Source organism: Halanaerobacter jeridensis (assembly GCF_016908315.1).
Classification (GTDB): Bacteria; Bacillota; Halanaerobiia; order Halobacteroidales; family Halobacteroidaceae; genus Halanaerobacter; species Halanaerobacter jeridensis.
The window spans coordinates 157,724-178,337 of sequence record NZ_JAFBDQ010000002.1 but is presented as its reverse complement, the minus strand read 5'-3'; the positions used below and the strand labels follow the sequence as shown (position 1 = coordinate 178,337).

Genomic DNA, 20,614 nt, shown 5'->3' with positions numbered 1-20,614 from the left:
TAATTAGTGATGAGTAAGAAGTGATCAGTTTAAAGATTAAGTCAAAATCAAAATCCAACTCATACTTTTTTACTAATTAATTTTTTTGCTTCAAATACTTACTCAAAATATACATCTATTTGCTTGACCTCTCCTGCTCTAATTTCTTTAGCTAGAGAAGAAGAAATCACTGCAGCCTCAACTTCAATTTGCTCACCAGTTTTTCTTTCTACTTGATACTTTTTAATTTCTGCTTTATCTTCTCCAAATGTATTTTTTCGTTCTGGATTATGATAGACAACTAAAGTTTGTCCTAAAAATCTATAAGCAAAGCTATTAGCTGGAACTTCTACTGTAGTTCTTTCTGTTTCGCTAAGTTGGAGTGTTACTTCTTTAGCTTCAGTAGTGAATAAATCAGCCTTTAAAGTCGGCTCAGGTTGATAGACTAATTCTCCATCCTGCATCTTAAATGGCTGCGGGCCAAATGCCATCAACGTCCACATATGAATATACTCAGCTGTCGATCCACTTAACCTCGCAATATAACCGCGACCGTGATTTTCGCTATCGTCATTCAGCGTACTTAAAATGAATGAACTATTCTCTAAAATACTCCGGCCATAAGTTTCAGGATCTTGGAATGGAACCAATGCTTCATCAATTGCTGCATAAAATTCATCAGCTAAGCCAGCCTTGATTAATTCTAATAAATACTTATATTCCATATGCAGCCAGATAGATCCATTCTCTAACCAACCGGGACTAAAGGCTCTAGCTCGACCAATATCATAGGATTCACTAGATAGGTCACCATTGACACGATACATGCCTAAAGGTTCGTCATATAATTGACTATCCTCTACATTATCATGTAACTGCTGAGCTTCTTCTTCATCAGAGAATAATTTCATTGCTCTAACTTGCCCTTCTAAAAACTGTGGTAGACGGTGCTGTTCAAATTCAGTTACTTTTATCTTTTCCATACCGTCTGCTGTAACTTCACCAGTCTTAGTGTATTCTACTGGCTGATAAGAGAAGTAAGTTGTAAATAATCCCTCTTCTTCTTGGGCCAACTCTACTGCCTGCTCCAATTTCTCTGCTACCTGCTCTAAAAACTCCTGCAGTTCAGCAATAGTCAGTTCTTCTTCAGCTCCAGATAAGCCCCAGAAAACTTCGGCGCGATACTCTTCTCTTAACTGAGCAGTTTGCTCCCAATAGGCAAAGTCATCACGTTCTGCTAACCAATCTTCTAAGACTGCTGCTAACTGCTGCTGGAATTGATATAGTTCCTGCGGTAAAGTAATCTCTTTATTATCTGCTACATCTAATTGCTGGATACTGTCTAATAGAAACTCAACTAACCTCTTCAACTCCATTGTTTCGGCTGTACAAGATCCAAAGATGCCAGGTAAACCATTCAAAGCATCATACCAACCTGGTTTATTAGCTTCCATTTCTACTCCCACTCCATAGGGATCTAGAGTAGCAGTTTTATTAATTACTAAAGTTAATAACTTAGTCATTAATGTCGTCTCATAAATCTCACCTTCACCATCTTCAGTGCGCACATAATAAGGGTTCTTACCCCGCGCTTCGATTAACTCTTTCTTATCCTCAGATTCGACTACAGCATTCAACTGCTTTGGCCCTGAATCTGTTAGGACATGCTTCTCTTCACGCGGCTGAACTTGAGCATAGTTATCATAGAAAGTATAACTTTGATCTTCAAATAATAACTCAGCTAATTGCTCCGGATAAACTGCTAAGTAGTTCTCAATTAAATCTAAATTATAAGTCCAGTGGTCAATCCAGTATCCTTCTCCAAATTTAGCCTCTGTCCAGAATTCTGCGCTATCAATTACTAAATCAACAAACTCAGGAATATCTACATCTAAGTTGATATCATGATCATCAATAAAGACAGCTATTTCTCCTGGAGTAAAGGTCTCTTGTAAACGCTCTAATAATTTATCATTAGCTTCTGCTGCATGTTGAGCTAACTCTTGTTGTGCATCTTCAGTAGGAATATAAAACTTACTTCCTTCAATGACTAATGGGTTATAACCATTTGGTTGAATTAAGTTAGCAAATAATTTCAAGTTATGTTCTTCAACCTCAGGGTTAAAGAAGACATCACAACGACGATTTTGATTAACATCTCTAAAGTTTCCATTCCCCTGCGAATAATAAGCTGGTTCTAATGAAAACTCATTATAATCACGTTCTAAATCACCATGTTTACGAGAGAAGATATGATAAGTTGTATCACTATCTTCACCTAAACTAATTGGGAATCCACCCCGTAAGATATTATCCATAAATGTCTGACGGCTGTAAGCATCTAATCTATCTTCACCACTAACAGTAAAGATATGATCAGCATAATAATCATGTAACTGCGCTGTTTCTTCAGCTTTTTCTTCTAAAAAGCCTGGTTCCATGACCTTCTCAGTTACTTCTGCTAAACGATCTTGGTCTGCTAAGTGACCAAAGACTGAGTTGATCTCTAGTCCTTCACCGCAGCACAATGTTTCTTTATGGCTTGCCATCGCAGATGGGAATCTATTTTCTAAAATCTGTTTTCCATCAAAATCTGTTAAATCCTGCTTTTTAAAGCCAACTGCTTCTTCTAAACTAGTTCGATGCTCAAAAATCACCTTGGGGTCTACTAACGGCTGTAGTAGTTGATTTTCAACATCCTGCTTCGCAAATGGAATATAGAAATTACCTGCTTCCATTTGGCTAACTGCTGCTTCATCTTCTGCTGAAGCTCGCAAACGATAAAATGGTGTTCCTTCATCAAAAGCATAGACTTTGGCCCAAGCAGAAATTGTTTGACTAACCTCTTTTAGTGCACCATTGCCAATCCCATAAGGAATCAACATCGGCATCCCGTCTAAGACTTCTATATCTTTCTCACGACCAGTAGTATTTTTAACTTCAACTCTTCTGACTAGTCCACCGAAGTTTTCATTAGGTAGAATATAATAATTAACTATTACTTCTAAGCCTAATTCTAAGTTTTTCTCTTCAATTGTTAGTTGATAAGGAGCAATAGTCATTTCAGTCGAAATATGCTCATTTACTTCCCGGAAAGGTTCATAAACAGTTTCTCTATCATTATCTTCTAGCTTAATAAAAGTTCTAAATCCTTTAGTTTCAACATTCTGATAGGATTTATTAGCCGGATAGAACTCCATGATTGGATGATCTTTATTTTCAATTCCGAAGCTTGCTAAACCTTGGCCCCGGTTAACATAAAAAGCCCAAATTGGAATTCCTAGCTTACCAGCTATGCCAGGTAGAAAGCTAGCAAAAGTTGATTTATCTTGATAATCTTTAATTACAAAATTGCCTTCTTCAGTTAAGGAAAAATCTTGGCCCATTTTCCTGCCTCCTCATTAATATTAATTCCATGCTTCAGCTGTTAACTGTACTAACTTTTCTTGTTGTTCTGAATTTAAATCTTTTTCAGGTGAATTATCTAAGCAGGTATCATCATTTTCTACAATTAAGACTACTGCATCTTCACTTAGGGTATGAGTATGCCACACTGACTTCTTAACATTATATACTTTTAGTGGCTCCATATCTTGGGCATGAATCTCTTCAATTTCTTCGTCACCCTCAGCTAAGAATAAAATACATTCACCTTCTAATAAGACAAATACTTCATCAGTTTGATTGTGTTTCTGCATTTTAGTAATATTTTCTGGTAGTAGTTCATCACAATACTTCAAAATTGCTACTCGCCATGACTCATAATTAATTAAGGGCTGGTAGCCATCTGCAGTATATTCTTTAACTTCAATTAATTCTTCTTTAGGCTCCATTTATTCAGCCTCCCTTGAGCATTAACTAAGAATCTCATCAATTTTATTTAATTCATCTGTAGTAAAATCTAATCTATCTACAGTTTGGATATTCTCTTCAATTTGACTAACTTTACTAGCTCCTACTAAGACTGAAGCAATGCTATCATGTCTTAGAACCCAAGCTAGAGCCATTTGAGCTAGACTCTGACCGCGACTTTGCGCTAATTGATGCAGCTCTTTAATCTTAGTCAATTTCTCGTCTGTAATATCAGTTTCATTTAAAAATTGACTTGAACTAGCTGCTCGAGAATCTTCAGGGATTTCATCGATATATTTATCGGTTAATAGTCCTTGGGCTAAAGGAGAAAAGATAATCCCACCTAATCCTTCAGCTCCTAAAGTATCAATTAAAGACTCTTCAGTCCAACGGTCGAACATAGAATAAGAGACTTGATTAATAATAAATGGTGTTCCTAAATCTCTTAAGATTTCTGATGCTCTCTTTGTCTGTTGGGCATTATAATTAGAAATTCCAACATACAATGCCTTACCCTGCTTCACAATTCTATCTAAAGCCTTCATTGTCTCCTCGAGAGGAGTATTCGGATCAGGTCGATGATGATAAAAGATATCAACATAATCTAATCCTAAACGTTCTAAACTCTGATCTAAACTAGCAGTTAAATACTTTTTAGAACCGCCATCTCCATAAGGACCAGACCACATACCATAGCCAGCCTTAGTAGAGATAATCAATTGATCACGATACGGTGCTAAATCTTTCTTTAGGATTCTACCTAAAGTTTCTTCGGCCGAACCAGCCGGCGGACCGTAGTTATTAGCCAAATCAAAATGAGTAATCCCTAAATCAAAGGCCCGTCTCACCATAGCACGACTAGTTTCAAATTTATCGACACCACCGAAATTGTGCCACATTCCTAAAGAAATAGCTGGTAACTGTAAACCACTATTCCCACAATAATTGTAAGTCATATCTTCGTAGCGATTATCATTTGCTGAATAAACCATCTTATCCCTCACTTACTTTAGTTTAGAGTAACTTCAAGCTGATGCTCCTTGTTTTCATCTAAATTAGTGATTAAATCTCTATCTATAATCGCTGCTCTATTTTCTAAATCAAAATCAATTTTTTCTCCATTTAGTTTAATATCTTTTACTTGATAAGCAGCGGCTGATTTCAACTCTGGATTATGATAATTAATCTTCAGATCGCGATCTGCAAATACAGCTGTGACTGCTGCTTGATTATCTTCATCAAATTGAGACTTAACTAACTGCGGCGCTAATTTCAGATCTCCAACTTGGCCCTGGACTCCATAAACTTGGTTAACCATTGTTAATAACAACCAACTAGCTGATCCAGTCAAGTAGTGGTATAGACCTCGACCCCGTGAATCAATATATTCTGGGATACCAGGATAGATTCTACTTGTACTAAAGTCTTTACAATGTTCATAAACAGAATTGATTACTTCAAATCCTTGAGAGGCAAAGCTTCTTTGGTATAAAGCATTACTATACATCATTGCCATATGACTAAACATTGCACCATTCTCTTTTTCACCAAAAGCAAAACCAAAGGCACGTCCCATATCCAACTTGATCTCATTAAAGTCGGTATTCAAACGATAGCCGCCTACAGACTCATCTTTTAAATAATGATCAGCAGTAGTAGTAATTTTTTCTATCTGCTCTGCTGTAGCTACGCCACTCATAATTGTAAATACTTGACCCGTCAAAGTCATTCTAACACCCGATGGATAATCTCCTTCTAATCTCTGCGCATTATTATCATAATAGGCATTATACCATTGATAGCCATCTTTATTTTCAATTAATTCATTGGCCCGAATATGCTCTTTAATCCACTGAGCTTTAGTTTCTAAATCATTAATTAAATCAGAAATAGCTACTGTAGTCTTGGCCCCACTAACCTTTGCTTCACAACTAGCAAAGTACTGCTCTAACAACTCATGTTTTTCACTTACTGAGTCATAGTCTATTTTCCCAGTAATAGTATCTAGTAGCTGTTTCATCTCTTGGGCCAACTCTAGCTCTTCTTTATCTAATTCTTCTTCTAAATTGCGCAGTAATTCAGCTAATTTTAACATATTATCAGCATATAAGGCTGTAAAAGCTACACTTTCTCCTTTATCTTCAGCCATATCAAAGCCATCATTCCAGTCTCCACCTTCTAAGCGGAAGTTATTATGCTCTCCTACATTGAAGAATAGACTTAAATGCTGCACCAATAAATGTTCGATAATTGTTCCTGAATAAGTATTATCGTCTGTAGTCAACAATTCATTGCCATCTTCAGGACTCCAATTTTCATCTATTTTCTGAGTCCGATGACTTTGAGCATCCTTAAAGTAAGTCTGCTCTTCTAATAAGAATTCTAAATCGCCGCTGCGATCAAGATATAATTTAGTAGTTAATAATGGCCAAGCCCCATGATCCATCCAAGCTCGACTAATATTATTTCTATCAGCAATAAATTCTCCCGGTTCAGAACCAATGATTGTCGCATTACTACCATCAATTCTAACTCCAGCGAAATTATTATATAGGATATCTCTAACTAAATCTGGTTCCATTAATAGTAGAGATAAACAGTCCTGCCATAAATCTCTCCAACCACGACCGCCGCGGCCGTAATCATGATGAGGTAAGAAAGAACAACCATAAATTCTTCTTAAAGTCGGCTGTAAAGTAACCCACTTCATCCAATCATCAAATTTCTCATCTCCAGATTCAAATTCTACTTTTCCGATCTTTTCTTCCCAAAATTCTTTGTTATCTGCTAAGTAAGAATCAAACTTCTCTGCACTGCAGTATTTTTGGGCTATATCTACTTCAGAACCATCTTCATCAACTACAATTGCTAACACATAAGACTTTTCTGAGCCAGGTTCTAATACAACATCATCAAAACGAAGTGCTCCTACTGCTTCATATCCAGTAAATTCTTCGCCAACTTGGGCATAGTCATCTTTATTAGACACAACTGCTTCCGGCCAAGTCAAAGAACCGCCTTCTCCAATAAAGTCTTCAAAGACTGGGAAAAATCCAATTGGGCTTTCTCCACTGCCGCTTCTACCTACAACTTGATAAGAGACATCATTTAAATTATGACCACGTTCATCAAAAGATAATGTAGGTGATAACTCTACTCCATTATCTACTGTCTTAATTACATTCAACAGTGATGTTACATGACGATGGTCTCTTAAGTTATCTGCTGAGCGACCATAAAGTGGAATCCCTGAAGTAGGGGTTATTTTTTTACTTTCACTCCCTGTATTCTTAATTGTAACTTTCATCAATTCAACTTGCTCATCAGTTTGCGGTACAAAATTACATACTTCAGACTGTAGACCTAAATCTTCATTCTTTCTCGTCACTTTATGCCACAACATCCCGGCTTCTAAAGTAACCTCTTCTGCATCATCATTAGCAAACCTATTTGCTTCTTGCTGAGCTGACTTACCTGTTGCTGACCAGACTTCACTATCATCTATTAAAAACCAAAAGTTACGCGTTGATTTCTTATTATGCAAATCTATAGCTGACACTGGTTCCATAGCAAAAGTATTCTGTCCTGTCTTAATATCTCCATGTAACGATGGAGTTATTGCAGACATCATACCTGCTTCATTAACTAGCGGAAAGTATAGATAATTATTTTGTTCTGGATCTTTTAAAGTAAACTCTCCATTGTTACCAATAAATTGCCAACTTTGTTCGTTCATGATTATCCTCCTAATTATAGATATTATAAGTTCTTTTCTTCTATTACAGATTCAAACTGCGGTAAATATTCACTATTTGCTGCTAAAATATCATCTAATAACGGTTTAACCGAATTGCTATCTACTAAAGGGTGTAGTAATAAAGCTTGATAAGCGGCATCATAATAACCATTAACCCCTGCTTGAATAGTTAAAATTTCATAATCTTTGACTACTTGAATTAGACCTCTGATTTTAGGTTCTAATTTTTCACTGTTAAAAGGATGAGGTCCGCTTTGGTTGACAAGACAAGTCCTTTCAATTACTGCATCATCAGGCAAAGAGTCTATAACACCATTATTAGGCACATTTAAATAATGAGTTGTTCCTAAATCATTATAAATAGCATTAATCAAATCACAAGCAGCTTCTGAATAAAAGTGACCGCCCCTCTCATCTAACATAGCCGGTTTTTCTCTTAAGTTTGGATCTTGATATAATTTAAACAGTTCTTTTTCTAACTTTTTAACCACTTCGCCTCGTGTCCCTTCGTTCTCAGCCGCCTCAATCTCTTCTTCTAAAATCTTAGATGTTTGATAATAATATTTATGATAAGGACAAGGTAATAGCTCTAAACTTTTTAATAGGTCTTCTTCCCACGGAAAATCAGAAATATTGCTCACTGAAATTTGTTCTCCTGACAGTAGACGAGATAGAATTTTATCAAGTTGACTCTGCCCCTTATAAATTACATCTCGACCCCACACCAAATGATTAAGGCCAATTAAATCTAATTCAATTTCTTTTCTCTCTACTTCTAACATTTCAGCACAAGTATTATGCATCACTACAGGTACATTACACAAACCAATACACTGTACATCTGTATGCTTAAGAACTGTTTCAGTTATAATTCCACTGGGATTAGTAAAATTAATCAACCATGCCTCAGGGGCCAATCTCTCAATATCAGCACAGATATCTAAAATAACGGGAATAGTTCTTAAGGCTTTAGCCATGCCTCCAGCCCCAGTTGTTTCTTGACCTAAACAGTTATACTGCAGCGGTATCTTTTCATCTTGAATTCGAGCATCTAAAAGCCCCACTCTAAATTGCGTAATAATAAAATCAGCCTCTTTAATTGCTTCTTCTCGGTCTAAAGTAAGATGAATATCAATATCAAGTCCTGCTTGCTCAATCATCCGCTGTGCCAAAGCACCAACTATATTTAACTTTTCTCGGCCGGCTTCAATATCTACTAAATACAACTCTGCAACAGGTAGTTGGTGGTGACGTTCAATTAACCCCTCAATTATTTCTGGCGTATAACTACTTCCACCACCAATAACAGTGATTTTTAAAGCCTTCTTATCTTCCATAATTACCTTCCCCTTTTAAACTGGATTATTAATTTATCCTTTAGTAGCACCTTCTGTAATTCCAGAAATAAACTGCTTAGACGCTAACACAAAAGCAATTATGATTGGTGCAATTGCTAAAGTAGTTCCTACCATTTGTGCACCCCAGTTTTGGTCTATCTTACCTTGTAATTTAGATAATGCAACTGGAATAGTATACATTGATTTTTCTTGCAGAATTAATAACGGCTGCATATATCGGTTCCAAGATGCTAAGAAAGTTAAAATCCCTAATGTTCCTAAGCCAGGTAAACTCAATGGTAACGCCATTTTATAAAAGATTTGGAATTCACTACATCCATCTATTCTTGCTGCATCAATAATACTATTAGGAATATCATCCATAAACTGTTTCATTAAAAAGATACCAAATGGATTCGCAATTCCAGGAATAATTAACGGCCAGAAAGTATTAATCCAACCAAACTGTCTCATCATAATAAACCATGGAATTATTCTTAATAAAGCAGGAATCATCATTGTTCCTAACATCAAGAAGAATAATTGGCTCTTCCATTTAAAATCATATTTCGCAAAACCATAACCACCTAAAGCACAGAAGAACATAGTCATGAAAGTTGTACTCACTGCTATCACAATACTATTAAAGATATTGCGGAAAAACGGCATCTTATTTAATAAGATATTAAGGTTGTCAATAAAAGAATCGCCAAACCAAATCGGTGGTGGAAAAGTAAATATATCTGCTCTAGTTCTCGTCGCTATTATTAACATGTAGAAAAACGGAAATAAAGTTACTATTGCTCCTACAACCAAAACTGTATAGAGCAATATTCTTTGTAATGTATATTTTACATTACTACTTTCTTGAGGGTTATCTTGACTATTACTGATTAAACTCACTTTTTTCTACCTCCCCTAAATTTCTTTATTAAAGAATTTGTTATTAAGTAATGATAAAGTAACTATCAAAGCACATAAAATATAAGCCATAGAACTACCTACTCCAAATTGAGTCCATTCAAAACCAGTCTTATATAAATACATTGCTGTCGTTAAACCAGATTGTCCTGGACCGCCTGATCCACCTGTTAAAATCATTGGTTCTGCAAAGATACGTAAGTTACCAATGATAGACATTGTTACACCAAAGAAGATAATCGGCTTTAATAATGGTAACGTAATTCTAAAGAACTTATCAAATAAACTAGCACCATCTACTTCAGCTGCTTCATATAAGCTTTCTGGTATCTTTTGAATTCCAGCATAATAAATAATCATATTCCAACCGGTAAATTTCCAAGTAATCAAAATAGCAATTGCTGGTTTCAACCATTTAGCACTATTTAACCACCTAATCGGCAATTCTGCATTAATCAAATTAAATAGCATTTCAACTCCAGGGAAATTAGATACATACTTTAAAACAGCATTTATTATTCCGTAATGTTCCCCAAATAAAGTCATAAAGATCAAAGAAACTGCTACCGAAGAAGTAATATACGGTAAAAAGTAAGCTGATCTAAAGAACTCTTTAAACTTAACTTTAGCAGAATTTAATATAAATGCTAAAGACAAAGCTATTAAATGCTGCGGAATTGTCGTCAATACAAAAATAACCAAGGTGTTTTTAATCGACTTCCAAAACCATGGATCAGTTAACACTAATAAATAATTTTCAAATCCAACAAACTGCATTGCCGAGAGCCCATCCCACTGATTAAAACTTAAAAAGAATGAAAACAAGATTGGGAAAGCACCAAAGATAGCAAATAATATAAAAAACGGTGAAATGAATAAATATGGTGCTTTTTCTTTGCTTAATCTCATAATTAGCCTCCTTTGTTAATCAGGGTCGGGCAGAACCCAACCCTGAACTTATAATAATTTATTTATCTAGCTCTTCTTTCAATTAACTTTTTAGCTTCTTTTAATGCTTTTTTCGGATCTTCTCCATTTTCTAATACATCCGATAGAGCACTTGCTACAATTTCTTCAGCTACCATATCATTTGGATTAGTTACAACGTTTGGTACTTTTTGAGCTGCGTCAACCCACATCTGTCGTGCCTTTTGACCGCCTAAGTATTCAATTGGTTCATCCATAATTGGGTCATTGAAAGCTGGCTTCCAAGATGGGAATGTATCTGCTTCTTTAAAGTTCTGAACCTGAATGTCTTTGTTAGTAGAATAGTATTCAATAAACTCCCAAGCAGCTCTCTTATGATCTGCAGCTTCTGGAATACCAGCATAAGAACCACCATTCTTAGCATACATACCATTTGGCAGTTCAGTTGCTCGCCATTTTCCTTTAGCTTCAGGTGCAATCCAAGACTTTAAGTGTCCACCTAACCAAGCTCCTGATGGCTCCATTAGTACACTACCGTTCTTAAGAGCAGCAGTCCACTCATTACTCCATGGTGCCATACCTGCATCTAGACCTAATTCTCTTACTTTCTGCGCCATTCTAAATCCTTCTACAAATCGCTCAGAATCAACTATACATTCTCCTTCTTCATTGAAGTATCTATTTTCACCACTTCGAGCATACATATTATAGATGTTAGATGCATCAGCAATTAACCATCTATCATTAGCACCGTCTCCATCTGTATCCTTAGCAAACTTCTTACCTGCTTCAATCCAATCTTGCATTGTCTTCATATCATCTTTTTCATAGCCAATCTTATTCAAGTGATCTTTACGATAGAAAACAGTTGCTGGAGCAATATCAGTCGGTAGTGCAATTAACTTTCCACTTTTTGTTTTAGCATGCGCATAAGCATAACCAACTATATCCTCTTCATACTGTTGAGCCTTATATGGATCTTGAGTTAAATCTATAAATCCACCTTTTGCAGCAAAGTTACCAATATAAGAGATTTCAATAAATGCTACATCCGGCACATCTGCACCAGCAGCAATTTTAGTTAATAATGTCTTATGATGGTCTGCAAAAGCTGTCTTAGCAATTTCTACATTAATATTTGGATGTTCTTTCTCAAAGTCATCAACCATTTTCAACATTGCTTCATCAGCCCAAGTAGCTACTTCAATTGTTACTGGACCTGATTGTTCTTTAGGCTTTTCTTCTTCTTTGTCATCTCCGAAACCGAAGAATGCTTGAGTTTCAGCACTCACTAAAAACAAAGTCCCTGCTAACAACATAACAGCTAAAAACATGGATAAACATTTCTTATTATTCATTTGTTTCCCCCCAAAAATTTTTTTGTACTCATCTGCAGGATTATAAAATTATGAACTTATAACAGATAAGTGAAATAGATAAAGTAAATAGATAAAGTAAATAGATAAAGTAAATTAGTACTGCTAACTGACTACTTAAAAACTTATAGAATAATTATAAAGGAAAGGTATTAACTTGATAGTGATGTACAGGACTATACCACTGTTTTTAATAAAAATACCACTCTGTATATAAGTTATTGAGGTTATTGCGAGTGGCAATTTCTTTAAGATAGGTTATTAACTTATTAAATTATTTTTAGGGGTATAGGTCTATACCACTTATTTCTTACTAAAATTATACCAATGATTCTGATAGTTGTCAACAATTTTATTCATTTTCTTGCAAAAGTTTTTGTTCATAGCGTTTAAAGAAGGGATAATACAATAAACCAGACAATAAAGCTAACACTATTACTAAAACTAGGGAGCGCCAATCCAAAGTAGAAATGAAAGCACCAATTGGCGCAGGAGTAACCCATGGTACTCTAATAAAGGATTTCGATACTAACCCATATTTAATAGCAAAATAGGCTATGACACCAATCGTTGGTTGAATGAAAATAAAAGGAATAAACATTATTTTATTAGCTACTAATGGAGAAGCAAATAAAATAGGTTCATCAATATTGAACAAACTAGATAATAAACTAACTTTTCCAGTCTCTCTTAACTGTTCAACTTTACTTTTCCGACACAGCAAAGATAGCACTAAGGTAGCTCCTGAACCGCCAATTAACATATAAAAATTCCAAAACGGCATCGTAAAAATATGTTCCATTTCTTGTCCAGACATCTGCAAATGAGCATTTACTAACCAATTTTGCTCTAAAAAAGGACGTAAAATCACTCCTACCGTTGCTACACCATGAGTACCGGCAAACCACAATAACTGTGATAAAACTCCAAAGAAAAACACTCCAAAAGCACTATCTACTATATTAACCACAGGTGATAATATATAATTTATAAATCCAGATAAAGGCGTCCCCCAAACACTCTGGAATATATAGCTAAACAGAGTAAAAAACAGAACTGATTCAAAACCCGGAATTAAAGAAGTAAATGTCTCACAGACAGCTGTCGGAATTTGCTCCGGCAGTTGACACTCAAAATTAAACTGATCTGTAATTCTAATGATTTCTACAGTTAAAACTGCTACAATAATAGCTGTAAATAAGTTAGGAGTTATTAAATAGTCTAAAGTAATTTTCTGTTCTGTAAATGAAATAGAGACTAATAAATAATTTACTAGTGACATTTGAGCGATTGATAGTCGCTCCATTTCATATTCTTTAGCTAAATTATAGCTAACAGCAATTACTAAAAATATTCCAATTAATCCTAATGTAATCTCATATAATTCAAATAATAGTTTTTGATTCTTTTCTATAATAGAAAGCGGTAGTCTATGTAATAAAATAATCAAACTACCAATAAAAGTAACTGGCAGTACAGCAATAAAACCTTTTCTAATCGCTTTGGCATGAACTTGATTTGAAATTTTGGTCATGAATGGAATTAATTTATTATCTAAAAAATTATTGAATTTTTTCATTTCTACACCACCCATTTCAATTGGAAAAGCAGATAAAGATGAGAATAATCATTACTATTAATGTGATTAAATTATAATTTATTATTTAAGCTTAGTCAACCAAATTCAGGGCTTGTTTTAAAACTGCTTCACCATCAAGTTGACCATAAGCCAAAGAATCAATCACCCCTAATTCAACATCTTCATATTGAGCCACTATTTTTTCAATCTCTTCTTCTTTATGACTCACTTGTGGGGCTAATAAAACAACATCATAATCCGGCACAATATCTGTTGCATTATCTGCTACATTGGCCTCAATATTAATTTGATAACTCCTTTCTTCTGCTGCCTGTTTCATTTTTTCTGCTAACATACTAGTACTCATTCCGCACACACAAATTAATAATATTTCCATCTCTTCAACCCTCACTTAATTTTTTATAGTTGTATGAATACTATATTTATCACCACGATAAAAATTATAACTGAATTCCACAGGAGTATCGCCTGAATAAGTAATTCTAGTATTTTTTAGAATTGCTTGTTTAATTTCTCCACCTAATAAATCAGCAATATATTCATCAGCCAAAATAGCTTCAACTTCTTGGTCCGCTTTAGTAGGTTTATACCCTTCATTAGTCAAAGTTTGATAAATAGACTCTTCTGATAAATCCAATTCCATTAATTGAGGACAAATATGATAGGGAACATAAGACTTCTCAAATCCAATTGGATTATCATCTGCTAATCTCAAGCGAGAAGTCAATATCACTTGATCACCTTTGTTGAGATTTAACTTTTCTGCTATTTCTGCATTAACTTCAATAATTTCATGTTCTATAACTTTACTAGATGGGGTCATCCCTTTCATCTCTATATGCTCATTAAATCCTATCAATTCAGGAAAAGAATCTAATTTTTCTTCAGATACAAATGTTCCTTGTCCTCTTTTTCGCTTTAGAATCCCCTTTTCTACTAAATTATTGATTGCTTTCCTAATCGTCATTCTACTTAGACCTACAATTTCACTTAATTCCCGCTCCGAAGGAATTTTATCGCCAGGGTTGTACTCTCCATCTTCTATCTTTTCTCTGATCAAATTCTCTAATTGATAATATAAAGGCACGGGACTATTTTCATTTAACCTTATTTGCTCCATTTCTGTCACCTCTTTTAAAATAAAATTCACAGCTAAGGTTTTGCCAAGCACAGGTCTATACCTGTGCTCTTGATTATATCATAAATGACAAACTGATACAATATACAAACTCATTTAAATCTGTTCTTCTTAAGCTACCGGATGACCTAAACCACTCTGCCAAATTTTAAACCACTGCTGACGAGTTAATTCAATTTCTGCTGCCGCTACTGCTTCTTTGACTCGATATAATTTTCCGCTGCCAACAATTGGAATAATTTGCGCTGGATGATTTAATAACCACGCATACATAATCTGAGCAATAGAATCAGCATTAAGATCTTTTTTGATTTCTTCTAAAACATTCTTTATTCTTTGTGCTTTTTCACTTTTCGCTTTAAAAATCTTACCTCCTGTTAGCGGAGACCAAGCCATTGGGGAAACATCCTTTTCTTGACATTTCTCAATAGTACCATTATCAAAGTTCTCAAAATTCATAACTGAAATTTCAACTTGATTCGTTACTAACGGAAAGTCCAATTTTGAACTTAACATTTCAAATTGTGAAGGCAGAAAATTAGAAACACCAAAATTACGCACCTTGCCCTCTTCCTTTAACTGCTTAAAAGTTTCAGCAACTTCATCAGGATCCATTAAAGGGTCAGGACGATGAATCAATAATAAATCTAAGTATTCAGTCCGCAAATTATTTAAAGAATTGTTGACTGAATTAATAATGTGTTCCTTACTAGTATCATAATACTTAATCTCATGTTCCGGTCTATTTTCAGAGATTAACTTAATTCCGCATTTACTTACTAGTTCCATCTCTTCTCTTAACTCTGCTTTCAACTCTAAAGCTTCACCAAATAAATTTTCACAAGTATAATCTCCATAAATGTCAGCATGATCAAAAGTAGTAATTCCTAAATCTAACAAACTCTCAATAAACTCTAATCGTTCTTGAGGACTTAAATCCCAATCTGCTAAGCGCCAAAATCCCTGGGCCAAGCGCGAGATACTAAAATCTTCAGTTAATTGTACTCTATCTAGCATATACACCCCTCCATTTGATAGTAACCATTACTAATTTAATTGCTTTAATGATATTTTTCTACACAAAAGATAAATCACCTTTATATTTTAAAAGGCTGTGGTGAATTCACCACAGCCTAACCTTCATTGATTTTTATCTTTTCTCTTATTACTGTTCTTAAATTTTATTTTTATTCTTATTTTTTATATTTTCTCTTGTTACTCATTACTCATCACTGTTCTTCACTATTTATTGTTTTGGTTTTCTCTTGTTTCTTGTTACTACTTTACTTTTTTCTTGTTACTCATTACTGTTCTTACTGCTTCACTCTTTACTTGTTACTCATCACTGTTCTTACTGTTCCACTGCTTTTGATTTTTCTTTTTACGCTTTTACTCATTACTCATTACTCATTACTCATCACTGTTTCACTGTCTTACTGCTTTATTGTTTTCTCTTGTTACTCTTCACTCTTTACTCGTCACTATTCTCGTCACTATTCTTTACATCATCGGCATCCCCATTGTCTGCAATAAATACAACTCTCGCTGGGCATGTTGGGATTCATCAACCATAGCATTAAAGAAAATATCTCTTAAATACGGATTATGCGTCATCAGATAATAACTTTTATATTCTTGATAAGCTTTTGTTTCATCTAAGACTCTTTTTTCTAAATACTCTTCATAATCAGCTGGATTTAATTCAAACTCATATTCATATTCAGACCTGAAGGTTTTTCCAGTTAAATGTTCATAAGCCTGTTGCAATTGATAGGCATGTTCACGCTCATCTTGAGCAAAATCACTAATCATCTCTGCTGCAAACTGATTAGGAGCAATATCTGCTAATGCCAAATAATAAGCTGCATCTCTCAACTCTGCCTCAATAGCTAAATAGATTCGTTCTAGTAAAAAATCTATTTCTCCCCCCTCTAAGTCATGCGACCTATTCCTCCTCTTTTCTAATTCTAACATTCTACTGCGAATATTCATCCGCTCTTGATTATTCATTCTTTCACTCCTTTTTTAGCATTATATTCCATCAGGAGAAAAAGAGTGAATTAAAACTTTTTTTGATTACTGTAGCAAAAAATACTCCCAAATATAATCCTCTTCCTGCAGTAGTTTATCTTGGTGAAAATTAATGAAATGCAATCTATCTGATTTTTTAATTTCTTCAGTGACTCCATCATTGCGCTGCAGAGAAAATTTCATTTGCGGAACATAAGCGTTAATATCATAATATTTATTTGTTTTAGAATAAAGAAGTTTAGTTTTATCACTATAGTTAAATTCAGTAGCTGACTTAATGAAGTACAAATTATTATTTCTTTCTAAAATAATTCGCCCTGCTAAAGAGACTGCTACTTGATAATTTCGCTGCCTATAATACTCTCTTAAATCTTCAATACGGTGAGTTGCTAAATTTAAATGGAGTTGTCCATTTTTTAGATAATATCCTCCATCTCCTGGATAGAGCATAGTAATAATATTATCTAAATACTTTAACATCTCAGTTTCATTATATCCTCTCCGTTTATTTTCAGTCGGATTGTCAATGATAGAAGCAAAAGCATAGAGCTCTTTGTCAGCAAATTTTTTATCTAAATAACTTAAAATTTCAAGATATTTTTGATTATTAGCCTCAGTTCCAAGATTAATCCATTCTAAATCAATTACAAGTCCCTCGTAATCTAAATTTAGTTCTTGTAGCACTTCATAATTAGCATCTATTATAGTTTGATAATCTTCATAAATTTCTAGAAAAGAGGCTCCACCAAAACTATCCAAAAACCATAAATATAGCTGCTGTTCATTGGCTTGCAATTGCTCTGCCAGTAATTTGAGATTATCTTGACTAGTCCGATAAAAGAAGGCGTTGCCTCTAATGAATACCCTCTTAGCTCCTAAATGTAAAATAACTTGCTCATAGTCTTGCAAATTTTTTATCAATTCTCTTGTTGCTTGAGGTTCATAGTCTCTAAAAATATTAATTAACTTTTTATGATCAGCAATAATTATCCCTTGAGAAGAAGTTTTATTCTGATTAAATATAGCATTTAGACTTAGTAAAGTTATAACTATAAGCAGCACAATAGTAATTTTTCTCAATTTTATCACCTTCTCTAGTCTCTCTACCTTTAAATCAAAGTTCTACATCTGAATTATCATTATCAAATTTTCCTTTATCAATTGTTCCCCATTCATTAGAACCAGGAGTATAACCAATTAATGAAAAGGCTCTAATAATAGTATTCAACTGACGATAACCAAAGTTCTCTAAAACCCCATACAAGAATAATCTGATATAATCCAAAATACTATCATATCTTTGTTCAGCATAAGCTTCAACACCTATAGCACTAGTTGAAATAAAAACTCCATACAGTACAGCTAATAAGAAAAAGATTAACACAAAACTAGGATTTAATATACCTAAAAAATAAGCAGCACCTATACTGCAATAACCTAAAAATTCTAATAGCGGACCAAACATTTCAAATATCACATAATACGGAAAAGCAAACATTCCTACAGTACCATAATTAGGATTAAATAATAACTTCCAATGATTAATAATAGAATCCATTAATCCTCGCTGCCATCTTTTACGCTGACCCACAAAGGATTTAAAATCACTTGGCCCTTGAGTCCAACAAGTGGCATCAGATACTAAAGGAATCTGATAATCCTGCTCTTCTTCTCTCAAATAACGATGGATCTTGATTATCAATTCCATATCTTCCCCTATAGTTTTAGCAGTATAACCACCTACTTGAGCTACAATATCTTTTTTAAAAACTCCAAATGCTCCCGATACAATTAATAAACTATTAATTTCTCCCCAACCAACTCTACTGGTTAAAAAAGCTCGCAGATATTCTACCACTTGAAATCTAGGTAAATCTGCCTTAGGTAATTTAGGCTCTTCCATAAATCCTCTATCTACTTTTGAATTATTAGCAATTCTCACTATTCCTCCTGTAGCAACTACTTCTTTTGGGTTCTCAATAAAAGGAATCACAACTTTTAGTAAAGAATCTGTCTCCAAAATAGAATCAGCATCAATTGCTGTTACTAAATCATATTCTGCAATATTAACTCCTGCATTTAGGGCATCTGCTTTACCACCATTTTCTTTATCAATCACTACTAAATTAGGAATTGTAGCTGAGAGATAAATATCATTTATTGCTTGCGTCTCTATTTGCTTTTTATAAACTCGATCTATTTCATGTAAATTAAATTCCTCTTTTAAATGCTCTAAAGATTGGTCTGTAGAACCATCATTAATAACTATAATTTCTGTATCATTATATTCGAGATGGAGTAGAGATTTAACATTGTCTACAATAGTATTTTCCTCATTATAACAAGGAACTAAAATAGAAATCCCCGGCAAAAAACTAGAAGACAAAAGATCAGAATAGCCCTCATATTGACTTCGTTTTAAATAATAATAAAGCCCTTTGATAGACAATAATAATACAATGACATAAATAATATTTAGCACTAAAAAATAAAATATGATAAAGTAATTATAACCATTAATAAAATTAATTAAGATAGTCTTCCAATTCACATTTAACACCTTCTTTATTAGTCATTTCAAGATATTGGCTAATATTATCTATTAATTGTTGATAGTTATCTAATTCTTCATTATTAAGCAAACTATCAAAAGTTATTTCTTGATGTAATATCTGCCACGCCATATCTTGAGCAAATTGGTCTGAACTATGAAGCTGTTGCGACAAAGCAAGTACTCCTTTTTCTCCATGCTTTAATAAACTTTCGGCAGCAGTATATCTTACTTTCCAATGAGAGTCAGTCATCAATTCTTGTAATTCTAATCTGCTCTGTTCTGTTCTGAATTTTTCCAAAACTTGAGCTAAATTAGCTCTAACTTGAAAAGAAGAATTATTTTTAGTAGTAAGTAATAACTGAAAATAACTATCGTCACCTATATCTCCTAATTGATAGGCCGCTTGTAAACAGGCTTTAACTAAATCTTCATCTTCTGACTTAAGATACTCTTTAATCCACTGCAGAAGGCGAAAATCCTGTTTTAACCCTAGACTCCGCAAGGCAATTATACGCTTCTCAATTTCTTCTGCTCTAAGTAGCGGTTGCATCTTTTCGTAAATTTCTTCGTCTACTTCTTCTATTAATCTCAAAATTGTATCCCGCGGATAAACATCTAACTCTAATAGCTTAGTAATAGCTAATTCTAAGTATTCACTACCTGATATTTTAACTATAGCTAGAGCTGATTGATAACGTATATCACTATTTTCTGCCTCTAAAAAATCTAGTAAAGCATCAATTGCTCTATCAGAACCTAATTCTCCCAACATATAAGCAGCTTCAGATTTCTTCCACCATTGATTACTATTAACAAGGTGCTGAACTTTAAAATCTATAACGCCAGTCTTTTCTGCTAGTTCCTGCAGTTGTTTCTTTGTCTCTCCCCGCACTTGTTTTGAATAATTAATCAATATTCCTTCCAATAATCTTTTTTTCTTCGCTGAAATTTGCGGACTTATATCAACTTTTCCCCCAGATAAATAATGGTTAATTTTATTCTTTAATTCTGCTATTAATTTTTCATTTCTATAGTCTTCTACTTTATCATAGATAATCTTAGCCAATAAAATAAAAAAAATCATTGCACTAATAATAGCTAATATATAAACTCCATTAATAACTAATTCTATCATTGGCTTT

Annotated in this window: 16 protein-coding genes; all 16 read right to left on the bottom strand. The window is 34.0% G+C overall.

Features of this window, described 5'->3' with window-relative positions; genetic code table 11:
• Positions 1–98: 98 nt before the first annotated feature.
• Positions 99–3,365 carry a hypothetical protein gene (locus JOC47_RS02575; RefSeq protein WP_204700410.1) on the bottom strand — a complete coding sequence of 1,089 codons (3,267 nt, stop codon included), beginning with the start codon at positions 3,363–3,365 and terminating at the stop codon, positions 99–101.
• 21 nt (positions 3,366–3,386) lie between these two features.
• A complete protein-coding gene (locus JOC47_RS02570; RefSeq protein WP_204700409.1) occupies positions 3,387–3,812 on the bottom strand; it encodes a cupin domain-containing protein in 426 nt (141 codons plus the stop codon).
• A 21-nt stretch (positions 3,813–3,833) separates the two neighbouring features.
• On the bottom strand, positions 3,834–4,823 hold the full coding sequence (mgrA, locus tag JOC47_RS02565) for an L-glyceraldehyde 3-phosphate reductase (protein WP_204700408.1): 990 nt from the start codon (positions 4,821–4,823) through the stop codon (positions 3,834–3,836).
• 17 nt (positions 4,824–4,840) lie between these two features.
• On the bottom strand, positions 4,841–7,567 hold the full coding sequence (locus JOC47_RS02560) for a GH36-type glycosyl hydrolase domain-containing protein (protein WP_204700407.1): 2,727 nt from the start codon (positions 7,565–7,567) through the stop codon (positions 4,841–4,843).
• A 23-nt stretch (positions 7,568–7,590) separates the two neighbouring features.
• The gene (locus JOC47_RS02555; RefSeq protein ID WP_204700406.1) at positions 7,591–8,925 is read right to left on the bottom strand and encodes a 6-phospho-beta-glucosidase; all 1,335 of its coding nucleotides are present in this window, start codon (positions 8,923–8,925) and stop codon (positions 7,591–7,593) included.
• Positions 8,926–8,958: 33 nt separating this feature from the next.
• Positions 8,959–9,828, bottom strand: a complete 870-nt coding sequence (locus tag JOC47_RS15295) for an ABC transporter permease subunit (protein ID WP_204700405.1) — start codon at positions 9,826–9,828, stop codon at positions 8,959–8,961.
• A gap of 15 nt (positions 9,829–9,843) precedes the next feature.
• Entirely contained in the window at positions 9,844–10,755 is a 912-nt protein-coding gene (locus tag JOC47_RS02545) for a carbohydrate ABC transporter permease (protein WP_204700404.1), read from the bottom strand.
• A gap of 62 nt (positions 10,756–10,817) precedes the next feature.
• Positions 10,818–12,131 (bottom strand): ABC transporter substrate-binding protein, encoded by a 1,314-nt coding sequence (locus JOC47_RS02540; RefSeq protein WP_204700403.1) that lies wholly within the window; start codon positions 12,129–12,131, stop codon positions 10,818–10,820.
• Between the two features lie 370 nt (positions 12,132–12,501).
• On the bottom strand, positions 12,502–13,728 hold the full coding sequence (locus tag JOC47_RS02535; RefSeq protein WP_204700402.1) for a PTS sugar transporter subunit IIC: 1,227 nt from the start codon (positions 13,726–13,728) through the stop codon (positions 12,502–12,504).
• Positions 13,729–13,819: 91 nt separating this feature from the next.
• A complete protein-coding gene (locus JOC47_RS02530) occupies positions 13,820–14,125 on the bottom strand; it encodes a PTS sugar transporter subunit IIB (protein WP_204700401.1) in 306 nt (101 codons plus the stop codon).
• A gap of 15 nt (positions 14,126–14,140) precedes the next feature.
• On the bottom strand, positions 14,141–14,869 hold the full coding sequence (locus tag JOC47_RS02525) for a GntR family transcriptional regulator (RefSeq protein ID WP_204700400.1): 729 nt from the start codon (positions 14,867–14,869) through the stop codon (positions 14,141–14,143).
• Between the two features lie 129 nt (positions 14,870–14,998).
• The gene (locus JOC47_RS02520; RefSeq protein WP_204700399.1) at positions 14,999–15,904 is read right to left on the bottom strand and encodes an aldo/keto reductase; all 906 of its coding nucleotides are present in this window, start codon (positions 15,902–15,904) and stop codon (positions 14,999–15,001) included.
• Between the two features lie 483 nt (positions 15,905–16,387).
• Positions 16,388–16,897, bottom strand: coding sequence for a ferritin family protein (locus JOC47_RS02515; RefSeq protein WP_204700398.1), 510 nt, complete (start codon positions 16,895–16,897; stop codon positions 16,388–16,390).
• A gap of 66 nt (positions 16,898–16,963) precedes the next feature.
• Positions 16,964–17,998, bottom strand: coding sequence for a hypothetical protein (locus JOC47_RS02510; protein WP_204700397.1), 1,035 nt, complete (start codon positions 17,996–17,998; stop codon positions 16,964–16,966).
• A 34-nt stretch (positions 17,999–18,032) separates the two neighbouring features.
• Entirely contained in the window at positions 18,033–19,469 is a 1,437-nt protein-coding gene (locus tag JOC47_RS02505; RefSeq protein ID WP_204700396.1) for a glycosyltransferase, read from the bottom strand.
• Positions 19,444–20,607, bottom strand: a complete 1,164-nt coding sequence (locus JOC47_RS02500) for a HEAT repeat domain-containing protein (protein WP_204700395.1) — start codon at positions 20,605–20,607, stop codon at positions 19,444–19,446. Before JOC47_RS02500 ends, JOC47_RS02505 begins: the two co-directional genes overlap by 26 nt.
• Positions 20,608–20,614 lie beyond the last annotated feature (7 nt).